The sequence below is a fragment of the Pseudomonas sp. NPDC086112 genome, from assembly GCF_044746425.1.
Classification (GTDB): Bacteria; Pseudomonadota; Gammaproteobacteria; order Pseudomonadales; family Pseudomonadaceae; genus Aquipseudomonas.
The window spans coordinates 159,893-181,711 of sequence record NZ_JBIVCD010000003.1 but is presented as its reverse complement, the minus strand read 5'-3'; the positions used below and the strand labels follow the sequence as shown (position 1 = coordinate 181,711).

23 protein-coding genes are annotated in these 21,819 nt (G+C 60.9%); 7 read left to right on the top strand and 16 right to left on the bottom strand.

The window, feature by feature from the left end; all coding sequences use genetic code 11:
* Positions 1–27 precede the first annotated feature (27 nt).
* The 8 genes from ACIPLA_RS04025 to norR form a co-directional block, all read right to left on the bottom strand.
* On the bottom strand, positions 28–1,095 hold the full coding sequence (locus ACIPLA_RS04025) for a WD40/YVTN/BNR-like repeat-containing protein (protein WP_401171651.1): 1,068 nt from the start codon (positions 1,093–1,095) through the stop codon (positions 28–30).
* A 324-nt stretch (positions 1,096–1,419) separates the two neighbouring features.
* A complete protein-coding gene (locus tag ACIPLA_RS04020; protein ID WP_401171648.1) occupies positions 1,420–1,890 on the bottom strand; it encodes an SCP2 domain-containing protein in 471 nt (156 codons plus the stop codon).
* Positions 1,884–2,774 (bottom strand): U32 family peptidase, encoded by an 891-nt coding sequence (locus ACIPLA_RS04015; protein WP_218394682.1) that lies wholly within the window; start codon positions 2,772–2,774, stop codon positions 1,884–1,886. The genes ACIPLA_RS04020 and ACIPLA_RS04015 overlap by 7 nt, the downstream gene beginning before the upstream one ends.
* A gap of 10 nt (positions 2,775–2,784) precedes the next feature.
* Positions 2,785–3,780 (bottom strand): peptidase U32 family protein, encoded by a 996-nt coding sequence (locus ACIPLA_RS04010; RefSeq protein WP_218394681.1) that lies wholly within the window; start codon positions 3,778–3,780, stop codon positions 2,785–2,787.
* 132 nt (positions 3,781–3,912) lie between these two features.
* Positions 3,913–5,148, bottom strand: a complete 1,236-nt coding sequence (gene glp / locus ACIPLA_RS04005) for a gephyrin-like molybdotransferase Glp (protein ID WP_401171644.1) — start codon at positions 5,146–5,148, stop codon at positions 3,913–3,915.
* Complete coding sequence (gene moaB / locus ACIPLA_RS04000; RefSeq protein ID WP_401171641.1) at positions 5,145–5,699, bottom strand: molybdenum cofactor biosynthesis protein B; 555 nt, start codon at positions 5,697–5,699, stop codon at positions 5,145–5,147. Before moaB ends, glp begins: the two co-directional genes overlap by 4 nt.
* A gap of 246 nt (positions 5,700–5,945) precedes the next feature.
* Positions 5,946–6,593, bottom strand: a complete 648-nt coding sequence (gene pdxH / locus ACIPLA_RS03995) for a pyridoxamine 5'-phosphate oxidase (RefSeq protein WP_401171639.1) — start codon at positions 6,591–6,593, stop codon at positions 5,946–5,948.
* A gap of 78 nt (positions 6,594–6,671) precedes the next feature.
* Positions 6,672–8,201, bottom strand: coding sequence for a nitric oxide reductase transcriptional regulator NorR (gene norR, locus ACIPLA_RS03990; protein WP_218394677.1), 1,530 nt, complete (start codon positions 8,199–8,201; stop codon positions 6,672–6,674).
* 154 nt (positions 8,202–8,355) lie between these two features.
* On the opposite strand from norR, the gene ytfE reads away from it, so the two are divergent.
* Positions 8,356–9,030 carry an iron-sulfur cluster repair protein YtfE gene (gene ytfE, locus ACIPLA_RS03985; protein WP_008075057.1) on the top strand — a complete coding sequence of 225 codons (675 nt, stop codon included), beginning with the start codon at positions 8,356–8,358 and terminating at the stop codon, positions 9,028–9,030.
* Between the two features lie 75 nt (positions 9,031–9,105).
* Here the strand turns inward: ytfE and ACIPLA_RS03980 are convergent, their stop codons facing one another.
* Both ACIPLA_RS03980 and ACIPLA_RS03975 read right to left on the bottom strand, forming a co-directional pair.
* Entirely contained in the window at positions 9,106–9,543 is a 438-nt protein-coding gene (locus ACIPLA_RS03980; protein ID WP_401171634.1) for a hypothetical protein, read from the bottom strand.
* Positions 9,544–9,571: 28 nt separating this feature from the next.
* The gene (locus ACIPLA_RS03975; RefSeq protein ID WP_401171632.1) at positions 9,572–10,762 is read right to left on the bottom strand and encodes an NnrS family protein; all 1,191 of its coding nucleotides are present in this window, start codon (positions 10,760–10,762) and stop codon (positions 9,572–9,574) included.
* A 592-nt stretch (positions 10,763–11,354) separates the two neighbouring features.
* Between ACIPLA_RS03975 and ACIPLA_RS03970 the strand changes: the two genes are divergently transcribed.
* A complete protein-coding gene (locus ACIPLA_RS03970) occupies positions 11,355–12,038 on the top strand; it encodes a Crp/Fnr family transcriptional regulator (protein WP_008075049.1) in 684 nt (227 codons plus the stop codon).
* A complete protein-coding gene (locus ACIPLA_RS03965) occupies positions 12,035–12,229 on the top strand; it encodes a protein DnrP (protein WP_401171629.1) in 195 nt (64 codons plus the stop codon). Before ACIPLA_RS03970 ends, ACIPLA_RS03965 begins: the two co-directional genes overlap by 4 nt.
* 171 nt (positions 12,230–12,400) lie before the next feature.
* Here the strand turns inward: ACIPLA_RS03965 and ACIPLA_RS03960 are convergent, their stop codons facing one another.
* From ACIPLA_RS03960 to ACIPLA_RS03935, 6 genes are all read right to left on the bottom strand, one after another.
* Entirely contained in the window at positions 12,401–14,242 is a 1,842-nt protein-coding gene (locus ACIPLA_RS03960) for a nitric oxide reductase activation protein NorD (RefSeq protein WP_401171626.1), read from the bottom strand.
* Positions 14,243–14,320: 78 nt separating this feature from the next.
* A complete protein-coding gene (locus tag ACIPLA_RS03955; RefSeq protein WP_063340224.1) occupies positions 14,321–15,748 on the bottom strand; it encodes a cbb3-type cytochrome c oxidase subunit I in 1,428 nt (475 codons plus the stop codon).
* A gap of 3 nt (positions 15,749–15,751) precedes the next feature.
* Positions 15,752–16,192 (bottom strand): cytochrome c, encoded by a 441-nt coding sequence (locus ACIPLA_RS03950; protein ID WP_030130714.1) that lies wholly within the window; start codon positions 16,190–16,192, stop codon positions 15,752–15,754.
* A 247-nt stretch (positions 16,193–16,439) separates the two neighbouring features.
* The gene (locus ACIPLA_RS03945) at positions 16,440–16,697 is read right to left on the bottom strand and encodes a cytochrome C oxidase subunit IV family protein (RefSeq protein WP_218394672.1); all 258 of its coding nucleotides are present in this window, start codon (positions 16,695–16,697) and stop codon (positions 16,440–16,442) included.
* An 11-nt stretch (positions 16,698–16,708) separates the two neighbouring features.
* Positions 16,709–17,296, bottom strand: coding sequence for a cytochrome c oxidase subunit 3 (locus tag ACIPLA_RS03940; protein WP_218394671.1), 588 nt, complete (start codon positions 17,294–17,296; stop codon positions 16,709–16,711).
* Entirely contained in the window at positions 17,280–18,071 is a 792-nt protein-coding gene (locus ACIPLA_RS03935) for a CbbQ/NirQ/NorQ/GpvN family protein (protein WP_218394670.1), read from the bottom strand. The genes ACIPLA_RS03940 and ACIPLA_RS03935 overlap by 17 nt, the downstream gene beginning before the upstream one ends.
* A gap of 199 nt (positions 18,072–18,270) precedes the next feature.
* Here ACIPLA_RS03935 and ACIPLA_RS03930 point away from each other — a divergent pair, with 199 nt between their 5' ends.
* Genes ACIPLA_RS03930 through ACIPLA_RS03915 form a run of 4 tightly spaced genes read left to right on the top strand, consistent with a single transcriptional unit; the run spans position 18,271 to position 21,819 of the window.
* Entirely contained in the window at positions 18,271–19,962 is a 1,692-nt protein-coding gene (locus ACIPLA_RS03930) for a nitrite reductase (RefSeq protein ID WP_192342834.1), read from the top strand.
* A 24-nt stretch (positions 19,963–19,986) separates the two neighbouring features.
* On the top strand, positions 19,987–20,301 hold the full coding sequence (locus tag ACIPLA_RS03925; protein WP_218394669.1) for a c-type cytochrome: 315 nt from the start codon (positions 19,987–19,989) through the stop codon (positions 20,299–20,301).
* Between the two features lie 16 nt (positions 20,302–20,317).
* Positions 20,318–20,644: a cytochrome c gene (locus tag ACIPLA_RS03920; protein WP_218394668.1), complete on the top strand. Its 327-nt coding sequence runs from the start codon at positions 20,318–20,320 to the stop codon at positions 20,642–20,644.
* Positions 20,641–21,819, top strand: a complete 1,179-nt coding sequence (locus tag ACIPLA_RS03915; RefSeq protein ID WP_401171619.1) for a cytochrome D1 domain-containing protein — start codon at positions 20,641–20,643, stop codon at positions 21,817–21,819. Before ACIPLA_RS03920 ends, ACIPLA_RS03915 begins: the two co-directional genes overlap by 4 nt.

Sequence of the window (21,819 nt, the reverse complement as noted above, 5' to 3'; positions counted from 1 at the left end):
GACCCGCCTTCTTATTATTTGCCCGGCTCATTTGGACGACCCGTTTTTTCCATTCTCTGCGCCGGTGGGCGAAGTGACGCGAACGCCACCCTGTCCTGCCAGAATCAGATTGCCGTTGCCTGCCGCAGTCACCGCCGAGACGGAAATGCGATCCGGACGGTTGAACACGCTGAAGGTTTCGCCGTCGTCGGTGCTGCGAATCACGCTGCCGCCATTGCCGACGATCACGATGGAACCGTCATCGAGCAGCGTGGCGCCAGACAGGCCGAATTCCAGTGTGCCACGTGCAGCCTTGAGCTCGACCTGCTCCCAAGTGCTGCCGAAATCCGTGGAACGGTAGAGATTGCCGCGCAACCCATAGGCCAGCAGCGTGGCCGGTTGCGCGGTGCCAATCACACCGAACAGCGAGCCTTCGTAGGGGCCCTCAAGCTTTTCCCAGGTCTGCCCATCATCGGCGGAGCGGAACATGCTGCCCTGTTCACCGACGATGAAAATGCCGGAATCCTTGACCGCGGCAATCGCGTTGAGGTGGAACTGGTCTTCGTTGTCGAGGCGATCGCTGACGTTTTCCCAGTTTTTACCGCCGTCGGTGGTTTCCAGCAAGGCACCGTAAGCGCCCACGGCAAAGCCGCTGTTAACGTCCTTGAACCAGACGTCGAGCAGCGGCGATTCGCGTGTCAGGTCTTCGAATTGTTTGGTCCAGGTGATGCCGCCGTCTTCGCTGGCGAGGATCTGCGCGTCATGGCCAACGGCCCAGCCGTGTTTGTCATCGACAAAAAACACCGCCGTCAGCAGTTGCCGGGTCGGCACCTTGGCCTGGGCCCAGGTTGCGCCCTGGTCATCGGAATACAGAATGTGCCCGCGATCGCCGACCGCCACCAGGCGTTTACCGGCGTGAACGACATCGAGCATCAGTCCTTTGCTGGCCTTGGCGGATTCAACGGAATAAACCACATCGGTGGCCGACGCGGCAGCAGCCAGCGCAGGCGCCGACAGCACGGTACAGCCCAACAGCGAGAGCGCTGTAGCCAGCAACGCGAACCGGCGTAACGCTGGCGGGCGGCAAATACTCACACCCATGACAGGCTCACTCATAGACCTTCCCCCACATTATTATTGTTAGGTCGTTCAACCCTTCAGGGCGCCGTAAGGGATGCGCATCGGGATTGACCTATTCAGGAGCATAGTCCTGAAACCCGCAATCCAGAGCCCCTTCGGAAGCTGGCTTATCCTATCGGGGTTTGGAAAGGTCTGACAATCGACGCCACGTTATGTTTTGTTAACTGGAGGGGATATGGGTTGTGGGTGAATGAGGAGCTATTCGGAGGGGTGATTGGGGTTTGGTGTACATCAAAAATCCCGGTCGGCTATCAGGCCGCCATCGCAGGCAAGCCAGCTCCCACAATTGAACGACGTCGATTACCCCGCCGCCAACCCCTTCCCCGCCCGCTCCAGATTGCGCCATAACCAAACAGGCAACACATCAGGATCCAGACTGTCGATCAGATTCTTCAACGCCAGCCCAAGTTCGGTATCACCCTCAATCACCAAACGCCGGCGAAAGAACAGCGTATCTGGATCCTCCTGACGGCTCGCCAACAGTAAAAACTCCCGCCAGTTGCCACTGATCGTCACATGCGCCATGGCCTGCTCGGCAATCCGCAACCCTTTACCACTGAGCGTCAGATACCAGGACAACCCCAGATCCGGAATCCGCAAGCACAACCAACGCCCACGCAAAACCTCGAACTCACCATCGCGCAACGGCCCGGCGAGGCAGCGATTCAGCGCCTGTTGCAACGCCAGACGCTGCACGGCAAAAGGCACCCGGCGCACCAGCGGCAGTAACCGGTCGGCACCTTTCAACAGCCACTTTTTTCGATTCAACACAGGCCGACCTCCTCGACGCGCAGCATGCCGGCCTGGCCATGCCAGTAACCATTGCACCCTTCGACAAACAGCGGCGGTGTCTCGCCCAGACGAACCCGCTGATAGGCCGCGATCACCTCGGCCATGCCCTGAGCGCGAGGGCTCAAGCGCAACAGATCGGCACCGCAGGCCACCAGCCCGGAATAATCGGCCAGCAGATTGGTCACCTCGGCCGACATTGTCTGAATACCGTTGATGGTGAACAGCGCCTGCCCTTCCTGGCTGGTCAGCGCCAGGCCGTCGGGGTAGTTGATGCAGCAAAACTGGCAGTCGTCCTTGGGCCGGTTTTCCGCTCGGGCGGTGAAGCAGCGGGCGGAATAGGCCAACGGCAAATGCCCATACGCAAAGATTTCAACTTCTGGCACTGCACGGCCCAGTTCGCGTACCTGTTCGATCACATCACCAATCAGCGCCGCCGAACATTCCACGGGCGGCACCCAGCGGGTCATGCCGCTGTCGAGCAGTTGCGTCAACGCATGACCGTTGTACAGATTGAGGGCCGGGCCGCCCACGAACGGCAACTTGCGTTCGGCCAAAAACTGCACCGCGCCCATGTCGTTGGCTTCCACCAGCAATTGGCCGTTGTCGCACAGCCGACGCAGGCTGGAGAGTTCGGATGCCGCTTCGATCAGCGTCAGGCTGGAAAGCACCAACTGCGCCTGACTGCATTCCTGCAACTCACGGCCCAACCCCAGCCATTGATCCAGCGAAAATGCCCGGCGTTTCGAGCACACGGTTTCCCCCAGGTAAATCACATCCAGGGGCAAGGCCGACATCTCGGCGTAAAAGTTGCTGAGTTGCTCTTTGTCCCAATAAAACAGGACCGGTCCCAGGCTGAGTTTCATGTCGAATCCCTCATTGCCATGATCGATGATAAGCACCCAGAGTGGTCTGGCTGCCTTCGGACAAACCGGCCAGCACCTGACGCCATTCCTCCTTGACCCGAAAACTGCCCGGTGCGCCACGATGGGCGTCCAGTGCTGCGCGCCAGACACGGGTGACTTGTTCGACATAGGCCGGGCTGCGTTGGCGGCCCTCGATCTTCACGGCTTCGACGCCGATGGCCGTCAGTTCCGGCAGCAAGTCCAGGGTGTCGAGGCTGGTGGGCTCCTCCAGCGCATGAAAGCGTTTGCCGCCGACCAGGAAGCGGCCCTTGCACAAGGTCGGGTAACCGGCCGATTCATCCGGGGTGTAGCGGTCGATCAGTACTTCGCTGAGGCGCGCGCTCAAGCCCTCGGCGTCCTCGCTCCAGCGCACGGCTTTGGCTGGCGAACAGACACCGCACAGGTTCGGCGACTCGCCGGTAATGTAGGAAGACAGGTGGCAACGCCCTTCGGCCATGATGCACAAGCTGCCGAAGCCAAAGACTTCGATGGGCACCGGGCTGCTGGCGGCGACCTGGCGTACTTGCGCCAACGACAACACCCGCGGCAGCACCGCGCGCCGAATGCCGTAGCGCTGCGCATAAAACTCCAGCGCGGCGGCATGGGTCGCCGAACCCTGGACCGACAGATGCAACGCCAGTTGCGGGTGACGCTGACTGGCGTAGTTGAGCACTCCGGGGTCGGCGGCGATCAGCGCATCCACGCCGAAATCAGCCGCACGATCCACCGCCCGCTGCCAGCGCTCCCAGCCCTTGGGTTGGGGGTACGTGTTGACCGCGACGTAGAGTTTGCGTTGATGCTGACGGATATGGGCGACCGCGGCGTCGAACTGTTTGTCGTCCATGTTCAGCCCCGCGAAATGCCGGGCATTGGTGTCATCGCGAAAGCCGACATAGACGGCATCGGCGCCTTGGCGCACCGCCGCTTTAAGCGCAGGCAGGTTCCCTGCCGGGCAGACCAGTTGCATGGGTAATCCTCATGAAAAAACGCATCCGGGCCATCGCCTGATGCCCATGACGCGAAGGTCCGGGGCGATCGAAAAAGGCGCTGCCAGTCTAGCGAGACCGGCAGGCACGGCCTTGACGGCAATCAATTGCCATCAATGCATCAGGTCGGCGAAGGACAGGAACATCACGTTGTCGTGCTTGAGCACTTGCTGCTCGCACTCGATCACCGCCAGCCCGTCGGCCCAGCACGCGGCGGTCAACATCGCCGAGCTTTGCTGAGGGTGCAGTTCCACACTCAACTGGCCATCGGCGCCGGGCGTCAATCGGGCCCGCAGGTACTGCCGACGCTTGTTACGCTGCAACCAGTCGAACCCGGCGGGCACGACCAACGGCACCGGCAGTACGTCAGTCACGCCTTGGGCCCTGAGCAGGAACGGACGCACCACCACCAGCGCGGTGATCAGCGCCGCCGAAGGATTTCCCGGCATGCCGATCCAGGGTTTGCCGGCCACTTCACCAAAGGCCAGTGGCTTGCCCGGCTGAATGGCCAGCCGCCAGAAATCGACGTTGCCCAGTTCCTCGATCGCCTGTTTGAGGTGATCTTCCTCGCCCACCGACACGCCACCGGAACTCAACAGCAAGTCGCATTCCGAAGACGCCAGGCTCAAGGCATGCCGGCTGGCCGCCAACTCATCGACCATGACGCCATAGTCGTGCACCTCGACGCCCCAGCCGCGCAACAACGCGGCGAGGCAATACCGGTTGCTGTTGTAAATCTGCCCCGGCGCCAAGGGATCGCCCGGCTCACGCAGTTCATTACCGCTGCTGAGCAGGCATACCTGCAACGGCCGATAGACCTCGACCCGCGCGATACCAGCGCCAGCCAGCAACCCCAGTTCTTGTGCGCGCAGGCGTTTCCCGGCCTTGAGCAACAGATCCCCGCGACGAACTTCCTCACCCTCCTTGCGCACGTGATCGCCCACGGACACGGACGGGAACCAGACGCGCTCGCCCTCGCCCCGGCAGCGCTCTTGCGGTACGACGGTATCGGCGCCCGGTGGCAATGGCGCGCCGGTAAAGATCTGCACCGCCTGCTGCGCGAGCAAGGGCGAGCACGCCTGATCCCCCGCCGCAATTCGCCCGCCAATCGTCAAACAACCACCTTCTGCTGGCAGGTCTGCGGCCCTGAGGGCATAACCGTCCATGGCGCTGTTGTCCCAGGCCGGCAGGTTCACCGGGGAATGAATGTCCGTCGCCAGAACCCGCCCCATGGCTTGATCCAGAGGAATCATGTGCGACAAGGGCGGCGGCGGTGCCTGATCCAGCAGACGGCTGATGGCCTCGTCCACGGGCATCAGGTAGCCAAGGTCACACACCCGGCCAGTCATGAACGAGTCCCACAGGCATCGATGATCCGTTGCGCTTGCGGTTTCAAATGCGGGGCGAAATTGCACGGGCCGGTGCGACTGTCCAGTTGTTCAAGCAATATCTTGTTCCAGGCCGTCCGGCAGGCACCCGGTGAACCGGGTACGCAGCACACCAGCACGCCGTTACTCATGCCGGCCAGTGCCCGGGACTGCAGGCTGGACATGCCGATTTCCTCCAGAGACACCTGCCGGAACAATTCGCCGAAGCCTTCCACATGCTTGTCCAGCAATGGCAAGACTGCTTGCGGTGTGTTGTCGCGAGCGGTGAAACCGGTGCCGCCGGTCATCAACACCACTTGCACCTTGGGGTCGGCGATCCACCGGGAAACGGTGGCGCGGATCTGATAAATGTCGTCCTTGACCAGATCACGGTCGATCAACACATGCCCGGCTGTTTGCAGCAAATCGGTCAGGGTCTGCCCCGAAGTGTCGGTGTCAAAGGTGCGCGTATCGCTGATGGTCAGCACGGCGATGTTCAGGGGTTCAAACGTGCGTTGCGCCAGATGGGCCATATCCAGGTCTTCCCGTAGATGAGGGTATGGCCCGAAGCCTGAACCGGAATAGCGAGCGAGCCTATTCCTCCAAGGAGGTACCTCGTCCGGGACATAGAAAGAATGTGCCGGCACAAAACCTGTGGGAGCGGGCTTGCTCGCGAATGCGGTGTGTCAAACAACATAAATGTCGACTGACACACCGCATTCGCGAGCAAGCCCGCTCCCACACTGTCCTCCATCGCTACAGGTCCTGCGCAATGGGGCTCAAGGCGCCAAGCGATTTCGTTGCCATGCACCATCGCGCAACCGGTAATCGAGTCGATCATGCAAGCGGTCGGCCCGCCCCTGCCAGAACTCCAGACGTTCAGGGTGCAGGCAGTAGCCGCCCCAATGCTCGGGACGCGAGACGGTCTGGCCAACGAAGCGTTTGATGGTTTCAGCCAGCATGGATTCCAGCGCTGCACGACTGGCCAGCGGACGGCTTTGCGGTGAAGCCCAGGCCCCCAGGCGACTGGCCATGGAACGGGAATCGAAGTACGCATCCGACAATGCTGGATCGAGCCTGGACACCTGCCCTTCGATTCTCACCTGACGCTCCAGTCCCGGCCAGAAAAACGTCATCGCGGCATAGGGATTGGCGGCCAGTTGCTGACCCTTGTCGCTCTGGTAATTGCCGAAAAAAGTAAAACCTTCATCGCTCAACCCCTTGAGCAGCAGAACCCGACAGTGCGGCCGTCCTTCAGGGCCGACCGTCGCCAGCACCATGCTGTTGGCCTCGACAGGTGCGCACTCGGTGTCGCGGGCCTGTTGCAACCACTGCCGGAACATCGCCAGCGGATCATCCAGCGCAGCCTCATCTTGCAGGCCATTAAGGGTGTAGTTACGGCGCATCTGAGCCAGGGAAAGCGGCATGACGGTGATCTCCGGAAGGTTTTACGCAGTGTGCGAGGCACTGCGCAAAGCCACCTTGACCGCCATCAACACTGTCGCCTACTTGAGGCGCAGCCGCCGCGCCAGTTTGTGCAGGTTGCTGGGATCGACTTCGAGGATTCGCGCGGCGCTGGCCCAGTTTTCCCCGGACAGGCTCAGGGCCTGGAGGATTTTCTTGCGCTGGTAATCGTCGACGGCTTCGCCCAAGGGCTGGAACGGCAGATCAGCCGTAACGTCCGGGGATGGCTCGATCACCGCCCCCGATGCCGCCATCGCGCTGTCGAGATCGAGAATTTCAGGCTCCAGCGTCATGATCAACGCGCGACTCGTACCGCGACTGAGCTGCTTCAACGCAGCCCGACTGATCACGTGTTCCAGTTCGCGCACATTGCCCGGCCAGGTATAAAGCAACAGCGCGCGTTCGGCCGCCGGCGACAGGCGCAAACCACGCAGGCCGAGCCGCGCCCGATTGAGTTCAAGGAAATGCCCGGCCAGCATCAACACATCGTTACCGCGCTCGCGCAGGGGCGGAATCGGCACCGGGTACACCGAGAGCCGGTGATACAGATCGGCGCGAAACAAGCCGTCGCGGATGCTGTCCGGTAGATGTCGGTTGGTGGCGGCGATGATCCGCACATCCACGTGCAGCGGCTTGTCGGCGCCGAGGCGCTGGATCTCGCCGTTCTGCAAGGTGCGCAATAACTTCGCTTGCACGCTCAAGGGCAACTCCCCGACTTCATCGAGAAACAGCGTGCCACCGTTGGCGGCATCGAAGCGTCCGGCACGGTCACTGGTGGCGCCGGAAAAGGCGCCTTTGACATGCCCGAACAACTCACTCTCTGCCAGCGACTCCGGCAAAGCGGCGCAGTTAACGTGTATCAGCGGTTTGTGGTGGCGCCTTGAAAGACGATGCAAGCGCCGGGCGAACAGCTCTTTGCCGACGCCGGTCTCGCCCAACAGCAATACCGGCAGATCGGAGTCGGCCAGTACGTCCAGCTCATTGAGCAACTGATGCAACACCTCACTCTGCCCGAGGATCTCGCCCTCCTCGACCGGCATTCGCAAATCCTGGGGATCGCTGCGGGACAGACGCAAGCTGCGGTTTTCCTGTTCCAGACGGGTGACCCGCACGGCGGCTTCGATCTGCAAGGTGCAGCGTTTGAGCTCTTCCCGCGCCCGGCTGTCAAAGGTCCCGGCGTGCAGCGCATCGAGGGTGATCGCGCCCCAGATCCGCCCTTCGACATACAGGCTCACGCCCATGCAGTCATGCACCGGCAGCGGTTCGCCAACGTGGTTGTCGAGCAAGCCGTCATAGGGATCTGGCAGGCGACTGTCGGGTTCGAACCAGGTCGGCTCGCGCGACGCCATGATCGCCGCCAGCCGGGGATGCTGGGCGATGACGAACCGGCGCCCCAACGCTTCATGAACCAGCCCCACCGTCGCCACCGGCCTGAGGCTGTCGTCATCCAGACGCAACAAGCCCACAGCGCCACTGTTGAAGTATTCGCGCAGGGTCTGGACCAATCGTTGCAACCGCACGGCATTAGGCAACTCGACGATCAGGTCGGCTGCCAGGCTTTCTCGCAGCATGGTAGTAATCACCCTCTATGGTTGGATTCACCCTAAAGCGTCAGGGTGTCTATCACCACAACTAAAAATAAATTCGTGTTTTTCAATCACTTAAATATGGCATGCCGGATGCAATGAGCCTGGAGAACCGTTGAAACCCAAACAAGGAACCCTGATGAGCCAGACCCTATTGGAACAAAGCCTCGGCCAACTGGCCTGCGACATTCCCGGTGCCACCCGGATCTTCCATACCTTCAAACTGGACTTCTGTTGCGGCGGGCATAAAAGCCTGCGTGAAGCGGCCCTTGGCAAAAACCTCGATCCGGTCCTCATTGCCGACGCCCTGAACATTCTGCAAGACGCCGGCGAAACCCAGCACGACTGGCGTAACGAACCTTTGGAACTGTTGATCGCCCACCTTCTGGCGCGCTACCACGCCCGCCACCGCGAGCAACTACCGGAACTGATCCGCCTGGCCCGCCGCGTCGAGCAGGTCCATGGTGCGCGCAGCAGCTGCCCCAACGGCCTGGCCGATCTTCTGACCGACATGCAGCAAGAACTCGAAGGCCACATGCTCAAGGAAGAACAGGTGCTGTTCCCGATGCTGCAACAAGGCATCGGTGCTCAAGCGGCTCCGCCGATCCAGGTGCTGCGTTTCGAACATGATCAACATGGTGAAGCACTGGAAAAAATGCTCGCCCTGACCAATCACATCATCCCGCCTGCCGATGCCTGTAACACCTGGCGCGCCCTCTATCGCGGGCTGCTGGAATTCAAAGACGACCTGATGCAACACATCCATCTGGAAAACAACGTGCTGTTCATCAATGCCCTGAACCCTCGTCATTGATCGATCGCCAGTCACACCCAACCCGCGTCAGCCCATCGGTTGACGCGGTTTTTGTTTATCCTGGACTGCTTGTGATCAACCGTGCCAATAGAACATCGCCTTGGCCAGGATCACGATCAACACCATGTGCCCGAGGATGCTGCGGCGAATCCAGCTGGCGCGAGTCGTGGTCAGGCGCGCATGGGTCAGCCAATAGGCCAGTAGCAAGTAATGGCCGATGATGCTCAGGGCCAGCAGGATCTTGAGGCTCAGCAACAGGCCAAAACTGCTGGCCAGCGGCTGACTCAATGCGCCCCGGTACTGCCACGCCAGGCCGATGCCGGCGCCATACAACAGCAACACCACGCCATGCAGCACCTTGCGCGAGCGCACGGCAATCGCCTGATCCGCCGTGGATTGCGTGGTATCCGCCAACTGCTGGCGTGCGCGATGCCAGATGACCACCTCGAAAAACAGCGTGCCGATGAAGGCAATCGCTGCCAGCAAATGCGTGACCAGCAAAAAGGGATACATCAGCGCCAGCCTCTGTCAGTTCGCGTGCTCATCCCGGATGACCGTCCACCCGGGCCCGCAGCAGCATCGGCCCATAGCGCCAGGCATACAGCGCAAACGCCAGCGCCCAGCACAGACCAGCCAACCACAATGCCGGCAAGGGAAAGAACTCGATCAACACGACCCGGCTCAGGCACGCCAGATTGAGCAAGATGAACGCCAGGGTCATCCCCGACGGCGGCTCCAGCGCACGGCCGGTATGCCCAAGGCTGACCCGCGCGATCATCGCCAGCACCAGGCCGCCCATGGCCCCGATCGTCAGGCAATGCACCGCCAGACTCGGGTTAATCGGCGCGCCGAAATGCCACAGCGCCATCCCGAGACAGGCCACCGCCAACCAGCCATAAGCCAGGTACAACGACCACAGCAACGGCACGTGCCAGAGGGCGCGATCATGCCAGCGAAACAGGCGCACCAGATGCCCTACGGCCAACACGGCGAACAACAGGCCCACCCAGAAATTGGGGGCAAGCGCAGGTCCGGCGGCATATAACAACGCCACGAGGGGCGAGCCAATCAGCAGCAGCCAATCCAGCCAGGGCCAAGGGGCAACGCCATCGACCTTGCCGAGGCCACGCTGGATGAAGAACGGAATCACCCGCCCGCCGATCAACCCCATCATCGCCGCCACCAGCCAGATACCCGTCAGCACGCCCTGGCGCTGCCAGCCTTCATGCCCCTCGACCAGGCCGTACAAGGACAACCCGTCGGCCACGGCCAACAACAGCAAGACCACCACAATCGGATAGTTACGTTTCTGCCGCACCTTCCACAGGGTGAAGCCCATGAGTACTGCCACCGCCAACGGGAACGCCATTTCCAGCACCGCGAGCAACGGCCACGGCGCGTTGGCCAGCCAGGCCACTCGCGCCAATAACCACAGTAACGCCAGAGCGGCCAACGGCTTGCCGCTGAGGCCGGGGCGACCGGTCCAGGTCTGCACGGCCGTCAGCAAAAAGCCCGCAATAATCGCCAAGCCGAACCCGAACAGCAATTCATGCCGATGCCAGCCCAGCCAACCGCCTGCCGGCTGCCAGTCGGACATCGAACCACTAAAAGCCGCCAGCCATAGCGGAATGGCCAGCACCGCCAACAGGCAGCCAGCAAGGAAAAACGGCCGAAAGGCCAGCCGTAACAGCGGCGCGATGGCCATCGCTTTACGGCGGTCAAGCACTTGCATAAAGCCACTCCTCTACCTGTTTGCTGACCTGGCGCCAACCCGTACGCGCCGAGGTAAATCCAGGGCCAATCATCGGGTATTACCGATTCATTGCCTTTGTCGCAGATCAAGTGTGCAAGGGACGTGCCCCGATGCCGAGCGCGCGTCCTTTGTGGCGAGGGAGCTCGCTCCCGCTCGGGTGCGCAGCAGCCGTAAACCGGCTGATGCGTTGTATCTGAAGAATTGCGATGGCCGGTGTTGGGAGTGCTTCGCACTCCAGCGGGAGCAAGCTCCCTCGCCACAAGGTGCTCCCGATCAGGGTAAAAATGACCATTTCAGGGTTATTTAAACCCTACACAGCATAGTCTTTTTTACCCTCATGCTTGAGAACCCCCATAAGCAAGGCCCTCCAAGCCTGGCCCGCGTCTTGCTCTGCATGGGCAACCTTTTAGAAATCCTGGATCCCTTTCGATTACCCGGAGTCGTCATGAAAAAAGTCATCCAGCCACTGGCCTGGTTTGTTGTGTTGACCTCGATCCTGGCCCTGGCCAGTGGCGTTTCCCTGGTTCTCGTCTGACCTGATCCCCCTTCTCTCTCTTCAGGATGAATTCTCATGGTGCTTCATCGCGTCCATCACCAGATTCTGCGCAGTCATCACTTGTTCGAGCCGTTGAACGAAGAACAGCTGGATGAACTGATGAGTACCAGCCACTTGCTGAGCATCGACAAAGGCGAGCCGTTGTTCCGTCAAGGTGAGCCGGCCGATTCGTTCTATTTCATCATTGCCGGCGCGGTGAAAATCTACCGGCTGACACCCGATGGGCAGGAGAAAGTGTTTGAGGTCATCAGTGATCGGCAAACTTTCGCCGAGGCGATGATGCTGATGGACACCCCGAACTACGTGGCCTCGGCCGAAGCGATCTGCCCCACCCAGCTCTACCGGTTATCCAACAGCACCTACATGCGCCTGCTGCAGAGCAACAGTCGGCTGACCTTTGCGCTGCTGGGCAAGCTCTGCGTTCGCTTGCATCAACGGGTCAACGAAATCGAAACCCTGTCCCTGAAAAACGCCACCCACCGGGTCGTGCGTTATTTGCTGACGCAACTGGTACGCCAGCAAACCGTTGACAGCCAATTCGAGTTGCCGATGGCCAAGCAGCTGATTGCCGGTCATCTGTCGATCCAGCCGGAAACCTTTTCGCGGATCATTCGCCGCTTGATCGATGAAAACATCATCACTCAGGACGGCCGTCAGATCGCCATTCTTGATCGTCTGCGCCTGGAACAGTTCGAGTGAGCGCCATGCCCGTCTGCCTGTATTGCCAACACGTAAACCCCGCACAAGAAACCGAGTGCCGCCAATGCGGCATGTCCCTGCCGGCATTGGCTGCACAGGCGGGGGAACGCCGGCAGCGCCGATTCATGTGGTTCTGCGTTGGCCTGACGATCTTCTGCGTGACGATGTTTTTCTGGCTGCCGCGCAGCTGAAGACCGCATATATCCCCTGTAGCAGCTGCCGAAGGCTGCGTTCGGCTGCGAAGCAGTCGTAATCCTGAGCCCACGGTACTACTGAAACACCGCAGTGAATGGTTTTACGACTGCTTCGCAGCCGAACGCAGCCTTCGGCAGCTGCTACAAGGACGCAGGTGGTCAAGGACATTACGGTTGAGTCAACTGCCGATACAACTGCGGCAAGCGCAGCGGTAACTGCTCAGGCTGGCGGATCAAGGTGTAGCCATTGGCGCCGAACATGTACGGCAGGTAATCCCCGGCTTCGCGATCGATCGTGATACAGAACGGCGTCAACCCCTGACGCCGCGCCTGCAGCACCGCCTCGCGGGTGTCTTCAACACCGTAGCGCCCTTCATACAGATCCAGATCATTCGGTTTGCCATCCGTGAGCAGCAGCAACAGTTTGCTGCGCCGCTTGCTCGTGCCCAATAGTTGCGTGGCCTGGCGAATGGCGGCGCCCATGCGCGTGTAATACCCCGGCTTGAGACCTTGAATGCGACCTCGGGTGGTGTCGTCATAACGCTGGGTGAACGCCTTGAGTTCCTGCATGCGCACTTGCTGACGGCGCAGCGAGGAAAACCCGTACAGGGCGAAATCATCGCCCAGCACCGACAAGGTTTCGCCGAACAGCAGCAGGCTGTCGCGGATGACGTCGATGACGCGGTGCTCATCGTTAAGGTGGGCGTCGGTGGACATCGACACGTCGGCCAGCAACAGGCACGCCAGGTCGCGGCGGGTCTGCCGCTGCTCCATGAACAGACCGCGTTCGGCACACTGGCCATGCTCGCGCTCAACGTGAAAATCCAGCCAGGCCTGCATGTCCAGCTCAGAGCCTTGGGGTTGCTGGCGTAACCATTGGCGGTCATTACGCAGGTGCTCGAACTGACGCCGCAAGCGGTGCGCCGAGGCCTTCAGCCGTAATGGCAACGGCTGTGCCTCACAGTCCCGGGGCACCATCATTTGCAGATTGACGAAGCTGTCCTGCATTTGTTGTTTGCGGTAGTCCCACTCCGGCAACTTGATGCCCTCGCCCAGGGGAATATCGTCGACATCGGCCGGTGGCAAATCCAGGTGCAGCTTCAGACCGCCGCCCTTGCGCAGACGGGTGCGAGATAGCGTCAGTTCATCCAGGTCATCGGCAACTCGGGCGGCGTCCGGGTCTTCGCTGTCGTCCGACCAGCGATCCAGGTCGACGTGCTCGGTCCAGCTGAACAGGTTCTCCAGACGCACCACCAACAGTCCGCCTTCACGGGTGCTTTCATCGATCCGCGTCGCGCGTTTACGCCCGCTTTTCTGTTCGCCGGGCGGCGTGGTCAAAGACTCTTCGGATTCATCGCCCAGATCCGCAGCCTGCGGGCTGGCGAGGTTTTGTGGCGGGTACAACCACAGCGGCAGCGGCCAGGCGGCCCGTTCGCTGCGGGGGAAATGCTCGACACTGCCGGGTTCGCGCAGCGCCTGGCATAGCGCCCGTTCCAGTGCCGCTTCGCTGGTATTCAACGAGGCCGGATCGGGGCGCAATTGCAGATGGGCATCGACCAGTCGTTTGTAACGAGCACGCAGCGCGGGATAGCGCCGCAACAGCTGTTGCGTCCAGCGTTGATTGTCCCGCCCCCAGTGCCGCATCTGCCCGGCCTGGGCCGCCAGCAACGCGAGCCAGCGATAGAGTTCCTCGTTCAGTGCGACTTCAGGGAAGACCGCCAGGCTCGATGGCAGCCGCAAATTACTCGCGTCACACCACGCCAACGGCACTTGTTTGCAGGTGCCGGCGATCTGCTGCAACACGTTTCGGCGCAGCAGCAGATCGCGGTCGCTGGCGGCCTCCACACCGATGCCATTGGCACCGCCCATGGCGCGAAACAACAGCGCCAGCGGGCGTTGCTGGCTGGCCAGTTCAACCCGTGCTTCAGGGAAGTCCGGGCTGGCACGCCGGGTGATGAAACGATGCCAGACACTGCCTACCCACTCTTCCAGTTCGACGGTAAACGCCATGATGCTTGCCCTTCCCGGAAACCAAAAAAACGGCCCGCTGTATCAGCCGGGCCGACCTTTTCTAGCTGTTGCACTCGCTCATGAAGGTACTACCGCAGCCGGGGCGCGCAAGGCGGCGCGGCTGCGTTGCTTGAAGCTGAGCAGGTAACAGAGCAAGCCTGCGAAGAAGCCGAGACCGGCGCCCAGACGCGCCCAGAACAGCACCTGCAGATGTTCGACCGTGGCCATGAATGGCAACGCGATCCCGTCGGCCTGCCAGCGTTGCAGGTAAACCTGGACAACACCGGCAGCGGTGAGGAACAGCGTGATCATCACCATCGACAGGGTCATCAACCAGAAGCCCCAGATTTCCAAGGTCTGCGAACGCTCGTCAGCGGCTTCACCCAGCCCGCGCAAACGCGGCATGGCGTAGCTGATCAAGGTCATCACAATCATCGCGTAAGCACCGTAGAAGGCCAGGTGACCGTGAGCCGCCGTCAGTTGCGAACCGTGGGTGTAGAAGTTGACCGGTGCCAGGGTGTGCAGAAAACCCCAGACGCCCGCACCGAAGAACGCGGTGACCGTAGTGCCCTTGGCCCACAGTGTGGCGGCGCGGTTCGGGTGTTGCCGGCGACGGTTCTTCACCATGCTGAAGGCGAAGATCACCATGGCCAGGAACGGTAGCGGTTCGAGTGCCGAGAAGATCGAGCCGACCCACAACCAGACCTCAGGCGCACCGATCCAGAAGAAGTGGTGACCGGTGCCGATGATCCCGGTAATCAGCGCCATGGCGATGATCACATACAGCCATTTCTCCACGACTTCCCGGTCGACACCGGTGATCTTGATCAGGACAAAAGCGAGCATCGAACCCATGATCAGTTCCCACACGCCTTCCACCCAAAGATGCACCACCCACCACCAGTAGAACTTGTCGCGGGCCAGGTTGCCGGGGTTATAGAAGGAGAACAGGAAGAACACCGCAAGGCCGATCAGCCCGGTCATCATCACCATGCTGACGGTGGTCTTGCGACCTTTGAGCAGGGTCATACCGATGTTGTAGAGAAAGCCCAGGCACACCACCACAATGCCCATCTTGGTGATGGTCGGCTGCTCCAGGAACTCCCGGCCCATGGTCGGCAGCAACTCATTGTGGGTCAGTTTGGCCAGGCCCGCATAAGGCACCAGCAGATAGCCGAGGATCGTCAGCACGCCCGCGGCGGCGAATACCCAGAACAGAATGATCGCCAACTTCGGACTGTGCAGTTCGCGGTCGGCCTCTTCCGGAATCAGGTAGTAGGCAGCGCCCATGAAGCCGAACAGCAGCCAGACGATCAGCAGGTTGGTGTGCACCATCCGCGCCACATTGAAGGGAATGATCGGGAACAGAAAGTCCCCTACCACGTATTGCACACCCATGATCAAACCGAACAGCACCTGACCGAGAAACAGCATCAGGGCAAACACGAAGTACGGTTTGGCCACGGCTTGCGAGGCGAATTTCAGATGCGGATTAGCCATGCTCATCTCTTAGCCCTCCTTGTTTGGCGGCCAGCCATTGGTGTTGATGTTCGAGCTCCATTTGAGGAACTCGGCGATGTCATCCACCTCCTGCTCGCTCAACTTGAACTGCGGCATCGCGCGCCGGCCCGGTACGCCCAGCGGCTGCATTTTCATCCAGGCATGTAGAAAGGGTTTGAAGCCCGCCTCCCCGCCACGCCGCTGGAACACGTTACCCAGCTCAGGCGCAAAGTAGGCGCCCTCGCCCAGCAGCGTGTGGCAGCCGATGCAGTTGTTTTGCTCCCAGACCGTCTTGCCGCGGATCACTGATTCAGTTAACTGCGCTTCATTGCTGCGCACTGGAAATGTCTGTTCCGTGTGATAGGTCAAGGCCAGGAATATCAGGAAGAAGAAGATGCTTCCCCCGAAATAGATATTCCTGGCCATGCCTTTGGTGAAGGTCTCTGACATGGTCGCTTCCTCTTTGCTTGGCGTGCCCATGATAGAAAGCGAAGGGTTGAAACCTGCTTGATGGCGATCAAGAAAGGCAGATGGTTTTGGTCGGGTATAGATCGTATGGCTGACAGAGATCGAATGTGGGAGCGGGCTTGCTCGCGAAGGCGGCGCGTCAGTCAACATGGATGTTGAATGTGCCGGCCCCTTCGCGAGCAAGCCCGCTCCCACATTGGAATCGCGCTGTTTTACGGGCTGTATTCCTTCAGCGGAACAACACCAGCGTCAGCCCTACAACCACCGCCAACACCACCGCCCAACTCACCATCAACCGGCGCCACAATCGCGGGGCATGGCGCATTTCCATAAAGCCATCGGCAATCAACCAGGCCTTGCCGACCGCCACCAGCAGAATGGCCACCGACAGCAGCCACGTCGCGCCCATCTGCGCCAGCACCACCGTGCACACGCTTAACGTGGTCAGCGCTGCCCAGCAAACCAGCAAAAACCTGGAAGCCGACATCAGAACCTCCGTCAATTCAGAACGTAGACCAGCGGAAACAGCACGACCCAGATCAGATCGACCATGTGCCAATACAGCACACCCGATTCGAGCCCGCTGCGGTTGGCGGCGTTGTACAGGCCACGACGGCAACGCTCGGCCAGCCAGACGAGAATGACCATGCCGAGCAATACATGGAGAAAATGAAAACCGGTGAGGATCCAGTAGAGGGTGAAAAACGTGTTGTGCTCCATGCCCAGCCCCGAGGCCAGCAAGTGCCGGTATTCCGTGAGTTTCAACACCACGTAGACACTGGCGGCGAGCAACGCTGCCAGCAAATAGACAGCGCCGTGGCGAGACCGGGAGCGCTTGACTTGCTCTTGAGCCAGCGCGGCGAACAGCCCGGCGGTGAGCAGGCTCAGGGTCATCGCCAGGCCGGTGGACGTGTTCAGCAACAGACGGCTTTCACCGAACAGCTGCGGCTTGAGTGCCTGGGTCACGGCGAACACCAGAATCAGGATGGCGAACACCGACAGCTCAGCCAGAATGAAAAACCACATCGCCAGATCGCCTGGCAAGTGCCCCGGCGCAACGCGTCTGGCCTCAGCCGAAGTGGACATCAACCACGTCCATCAGCGCCGCAACCGTCAGCGGATCATCGCTCAGCGGCTCGGCCAGGCAGGCCATGCACGCTTCACGCGGGCTCATGCCGGAGCGGATCATTCGCGCGGTGAAAATCAGCAGCCGCGTCGAGGCGACTTCCTCCAAATCATGTTGATCCAGCCGGCGCAGTGCCTGCCCCAGCCTGACCACTTGCGCCGCCAGCGCGCTGTCCACCTGCGCTTCCCGGGCGACAATGCGCTCTTCATCGGCCACCGGCGGATAGCCGAAACGCATCGCCACGAAGCGTTGTCGGGTGCTGGGCTTCATGCCTTTGAGCAGGTTCTGGTAGCCGGGGTTGTAAGACACCACCAGCATGAATGACGACGGTGCCTGCAGCACTTCGCCGGTGCGCTCCAGGAACAGCTCGCGACGATCATCGGCCAGCGGATGCAACACCACCACCGTGTCCTGGCGCGCCTCGACCACTTCGTCCAGATAACAAATGCCGCCTTCACGCACCGCGCGGGTCAGTGGCCCGTCCTGCCACCAGGTGCCCTGGGCACCGATCAAATGACGGCCAATCAAGTCGGCGGCGCTCAAATCATCATGGCAGGCCACGGTGTACAGCGGCAGTTTCAACCGATGGGCCATGTGCTGGACAAAGCGGGTCTTGCCGCATCCCGTCGGGCCTTTGATCAGCACCGGCATGCCGTGTCGCCAGGCTTGCTCGAACAGCGCCTCCTCATTATTGAGCGGTTGATAGAAGGGTTCGCAAGACTGGATTCGGTCCATGGGCTGTCTGTTCCAAAAGCGGATTCAAGCCACACGCTACGGGCCCCTGCGACAACCTGGCAAGTGACATGGCCGGCAAACTTGATCGCGGTCAAGCGAGCATTGGCCTGCTCGGGCATAGCCTTGCACGGCACTAAGAACCTGCGTTCTGCGCTGCCGTTTCAGCACATCGCAAAGGTCTTGCCTGAGGAGAAATGGAATGCTGATCAGCAATAGAAAAACGTTTGCTCTGACTGTCGCCACATTGTGTTCGACGCTGGCCCTTGCGGTGACTCATGCGGCCCGGGCCGACGAGCCCGCTGCCGCTGCGGCCAGCCCGCTGATGGTCAAAGCCGCCGGGGCGCCCGACATGAGTCAGGCCGAGTTCGACTCTTCCAAGGAAATTTACTTCCAGCGTTGCGCCGGCTGCCACGGTGTTCTGCGCAAAGGCGCCACCGGCAAGCCACTGACACCGGACATCACCCAGTCCCGCGGGCAACCGTTTCTGGAGGCGTTGATTACCTACGGTTCACCGGCGGGCATGCCGAACTGGGGGACGTCCAATGCGCTGACCAAGGATCAGATCACGTCAATGGCCAAGTTCATTCAGCACACGCCGCCGACGCCGCCGGAATGGGGCATGGCCGAGACGCTGAAAACCTGGAAAGTGCTGGTCAAGCCTGAGGACCGTCCGAAGAAGCAATTGAGCAAACTCAACCTGCCGAACCTGTTTTCGGTGACGTTGCGCGATGACGGCAAGATTGCCCTGATCGACGGTGACAGCAAGAAAATCGTCAAGCTGATCGAGACTGGTTACGCGGTACACATCTCGAGGATTTCTGCCTCCGGTCGCTACCTGTTGGTGATTGGTCGAGACGCGCGGATCGACATGATCGACCTGTGGCCGGTGGAGCCGACCAAGGTCGCCGAAGTCAAAGTGGGCATCGAGGCGCGCTCGGTGGAGACCTCCAAGTTCAAGGGCTACGAAGACAAATACACCGTCGCCGGCTCCTATTGGCCGCCGCAATTCACGATCATGGATGGCGAAACCCTGGAGCCCAAACAGATCGTCTCGACCCGCGGCATGACCGTCGACAAGCAGGAATATCACCCTGAACCCCGGGTCGCAGCGATCATCGCCTCCCACGAATGGCCGGAGTTCATCGTCAACGTCAAGGAGACCGGCAAGGTCATGCTGGTCAATTACCAGGACATCAAAAACCTCACCATCACCTACATCGATGCCGCGCCCTTCCTGCATGACGGCGGTTGGGACAGCACCCACCGCTACTTCATGACCGCCGCCAACAACTCCAACAAAGTCGCCGTGATCGACTCCAAAGATCGCAAGTTGGCAGCTTTGGTAGAGGTCGGCAAAACCCCTCACCCGGGGCGCGGCGCCAACTTCAACCACCCGACTTATGGGCCAGTCTGGGCCACCAGCCACCTCGGTGATGACGGCATTTCCCTGATCGGTACCGACCCGGTCAAACACCCGCAATTCGCCTGGAAACAGGTCGCCTCGCTCAAGGGCCAGGGCGGCGGATCGCTGTTTATCAAAACCCACCCTGATTCCCGTCACCTGTATGTCGACACCACCCTCAACCCCGACGCCAAGCTGAGCCAGTCGGTGGCGGTGTTCAACATCGACAAACTCGACGCCGGCTACACCGTGTTGCCCATTGCCGAGTACGCCGGCATCAAGCAAGGCGCCATGCGGGTGGTACAGCCGGAATACAACAAGGCCGGCGATGAAGTCTGGTTCTCCGTGTGGAGCGGTCAGTCAGAGGAATCGGCGCTGGTAGTGATCGACGACAAAACGCTGAAGCTCAAATCAGTCATAAAGGACAAGCGACTGATCACACCCACCGGGAAATTCAACGTCTACAACACCCAACACGACATCTATTGAGCTCCATCAATGCAAGGAATCCCCATGAAAAATACTCTGTTTTCACTGTTCGCCCTGACCGCTGCGCTGAGTGTGCAGCCGGCCATGGCCCAAGACGGCCAGGAGCTATTCAAAAGCAAACCCTGCGCCGCCTGCCATTCCATCGACACCAAGATTGTCGGCCCGGCGCTCAAGGATGTCGCGGCCAAGAACGCGGGCGTGGCCGGGGCCGTGGACACCCTGGCCAGCCACATCAAGAACGGTACGCAAGGCAACTGGGGCCCGATGCCAATGCCGGCCAACCCGGTGACGGATGAAGAAGCGAAGACACTTGCAACCTGGGTCCTGAGTCTCAAATAGCCAACTGGAGGGCGCCATGAAGGTTTATCGACACACTACGATTCTGGCGGCCCTCCTCCTCATTTGCGCAACCACGGTTGCCGCGCCCGACGCCAAGCGTCAGGCACAACTCGAACACCTGCTGGCCCAGGACTGCGGCGCCTGCCACGGACTGCACATGACCGGCGGGCTGGGTCCCGACCTGACCCGCGCAACGCTGGCGGGCAAGTCCAGGGACAGCCTGATAGCCACCGTCAGCCAAGGCCGGCCCGGCACGGCGATGCCCGGTTGGGCCCCGCTGCTCAGCCCGGATGATATCCGTTGGCTGGTCGATCTTCTTCTCCAGGGATATCCCGCACCATGATCCGATCAATCCTGCTTTTAGCGGCGACCGGGCTGTTGTTGTCCGCGTGTGTTCAGCCACCGTTGCGTGGTACCGGCGATCTGGGGGTGGTGGTGGAGCGCGCCACCGGTAGCGTGCAAATCATCGAAAGCGACACCCGCACGGCACTGGTCCGACTCAAGGGTTTGGGCGATCTGTCCCATGCCTCGGTGGTGTTTTCCCGCGACCAGCGTTATGCCTATGTGTTCGGCCGCGACGGTGGGCTGAGCAAGATCGACCTGCTGACCCAACGCATCGATCAACGGCTGATACAGGGTGGCAACAGCATCGGCGGCGCGATCAGTCAGGACGGCAAACTCATCGCCGTGTCCAACTACGTGCCCGGCGGGGTCAAGGTATTCGATGCCGAAACCCTGCAATTGGTAGCCGATATTCCGGCCACGCCCCTGGCCGATGGCAGCAAGCGCTCACGGGTGGTCGGCCTGGTCGACGCGCCCGGTCAGCGTTTTGTGTTCAGCCTGTTCGATACCGGCGAGATCTGGATCGCCGATTTCAGTCAGGGCAACACGCCGCAAATCAGCCGTTTCACCGACATCGGCCAGCAACCCTACGACGCGTTGGTGACCCCGGATGGTCGCTATTACATGGCGGGACTGTTCGGCGAAGACGGCATGGCGCAACTCGACCTCTGGCATCCGGAGCGCGGGGTGCAGCGAGTGCTCGGTGATTACGGACGCGGCCAGGCGAAATTGCCCGTCTACAAGATGCCGCATCTGGAGGGCTGGGCCGTCGCCGATCACCAGGCCTTCGTGCCCGCCGTCGGCCGGCATCAGGTGCTGGTGATGGATTCGCGCACGTGGAAGCAGACCGCTGCCATCCCGGTGGCCGGCCAACCGGTGTTCGTCACGTCGCGGCCGGACGGTCGGCAGCTGTGGGTCAATTTCGCCTACCCGGACAACGATCGGGTACAGGTCATCGACACTGAAACTCACGCCGTGGTCGCCGATCTGCGACCAGGGCCGGCGGTGCTGCACATGGAATTCACCGCTCGCGGCGATCAGTTGTGGCTGTCGTTACGCGATGGCGATCAGGTTCAGGTCTGGGACCCGTACAGTTTGAAGCAGCTGAGCACCCTTCCCGCCACCGCGCCGAGCGGCATCTTTTTCAGCAGTCGCGCGCAAAAAATGGGCTATTGA

Coding starts and splice junctions, on each gene's coding strand:
- ACIPLA_RS04025 (WP_401171651.1), bottom strand. CDS start 1,095: ATGAGTGAGCCTGTCATGGGTGTGAGTATTTGCCGCCCGCCAGCGTTA.
- ACIPLA_RS04015 (WP_218394682.1), bottom strand. CDS start 2,774: ATGAAACTCAGCCTGGGACCGGTCCTGTTTTATTGGGACAAAGAGCAA.
- ACIPLA_RS04010 (WP_218394681.1), bottom strand. CDS start 3,780: ATGCAACTGGTCTGCCCGGCAGGGAACCTGCCTGCGCTTAAAGCGGCG.
- glp (WP_401171644.1), bottom strand. CDS start 5,148: ATGACTGGCCGGGTGTGTGACCTTGGCTACCTGATGCCCGTGGACGAG.
- moaB (WP_401171641.1), bottom strand. CDS start 5,699: ATGGCCCATCTGGCGCAACGCACGTTTGAACCCCTGAACATCGCCGTG.
- pdxH (WP_401171639.1), bottom strand. CDS start 6,593: ATGCCGCTTTCCCTGGCTCAGATGCGCCGTAACTACACCCTTAATGGC.
- norR (WP_218394677.1), bottom strand. CDS start 8,201: ATGCTGCGAGAAAGCCTGGCAGCCGACCTGATCGTCGAGTTGCCTAAT.
- ytfE (WP_008075057.1), top strand. CDS start 8,356: ATGAGCCAGACCCTATTGGAACAAAGCCTCGGCCAACTGGCCTGCGAC.
- ACIPLA_RS03980 (WP_401171634.1), bottom strand. CDS start 9,543: ATGTATCCCTTTTTGCTGGTCACGCATTTGCTGGCAGCGATTGCCTTC.
- ACIPLA_RS03975 (WP_401171632.1), bottom strand. CDS start 10,762: ATGCAAGTGCTTGACCGCCGTAAAGCGATGGCCATCGCGCCGCTGTTA.
- ACIPLA_RS03970 (WP_008075049.1), top strand. CDS start 11,355: ATGGTGCTTCATCGCGTCCATCACCAGATTCTGCGCAGTCATCACTTG.
- ACIPLA_RS03960 (WP_401171626.1), bottom strand. CDS start 14,242: ATGGCGTTTACCGTCGAACTGGAAGAGTGGGTAGGCAGTGTCTGGCAT.
- ACIPLA_RS03955 (WP_063340224.1), bottom strand. CDS start 15,748: ATGAGCATGGCTAATCCGCATCTGAAATTCGCCTCGCAAGCCGTGGCC.
- ACIPLA_RS03950 (WP_030130714.1), bottom strand. CDS start 16,192: ATGTCAGAGACCTTCACCAAAGGCATGGCCAGGAATATCTATTTCGGG.
- ACIPLA_RS03945 (WP_218394672.1), bottom strand. CDS start 16,697: ATGTCGGCTTCCAGGTTTTTGCTGGTTTGCTGGGCAGCGCTGACCACG.
- ACIPLA_RS03940 (WP_218394671.1), bottom strand. CDS start 17,296: ATGTCCACTTCGGCTGAGGCCAGACGCGTTGCGCCGGGGCACTTGCCA.
- ACIPLA_RS03935 (WP_218394670.1), bottom strand. CDS start 18,071: ATGGACCGAATCCAGTCTTGCGAACCCTTCTATCAACCGCTCAATAAT.
- ACIPLA_RS03930 (WP_192342834.1), top strand. CDS start 18,271: ATGCTGATCAGCAATAGAAAAACGTTTGCTCTGACTGTCGCCACATTG.
- ACIPLA_RS03925 (WP_218394669.1), top strand. CDS start 19,987: ATGAAAAATACTCTGTTTTCACTGTTCGCCCTGACCGCTGCGCTGAGT.
- ACIPLA_RS03920 (WP_218394668.1), top strand. CDS start 20,318: ATGAAGGTTTATCGACACACTACGATTCTGGCGGCCCTCCTCCTCATT.
- ACIPLA_RS03915 (WP_401171619.1), top strand. CDS start 20,641: ATGATCCGATCAATCCTGCTTTTAGCGGCGACCGGGCTGTTGTTGTCC.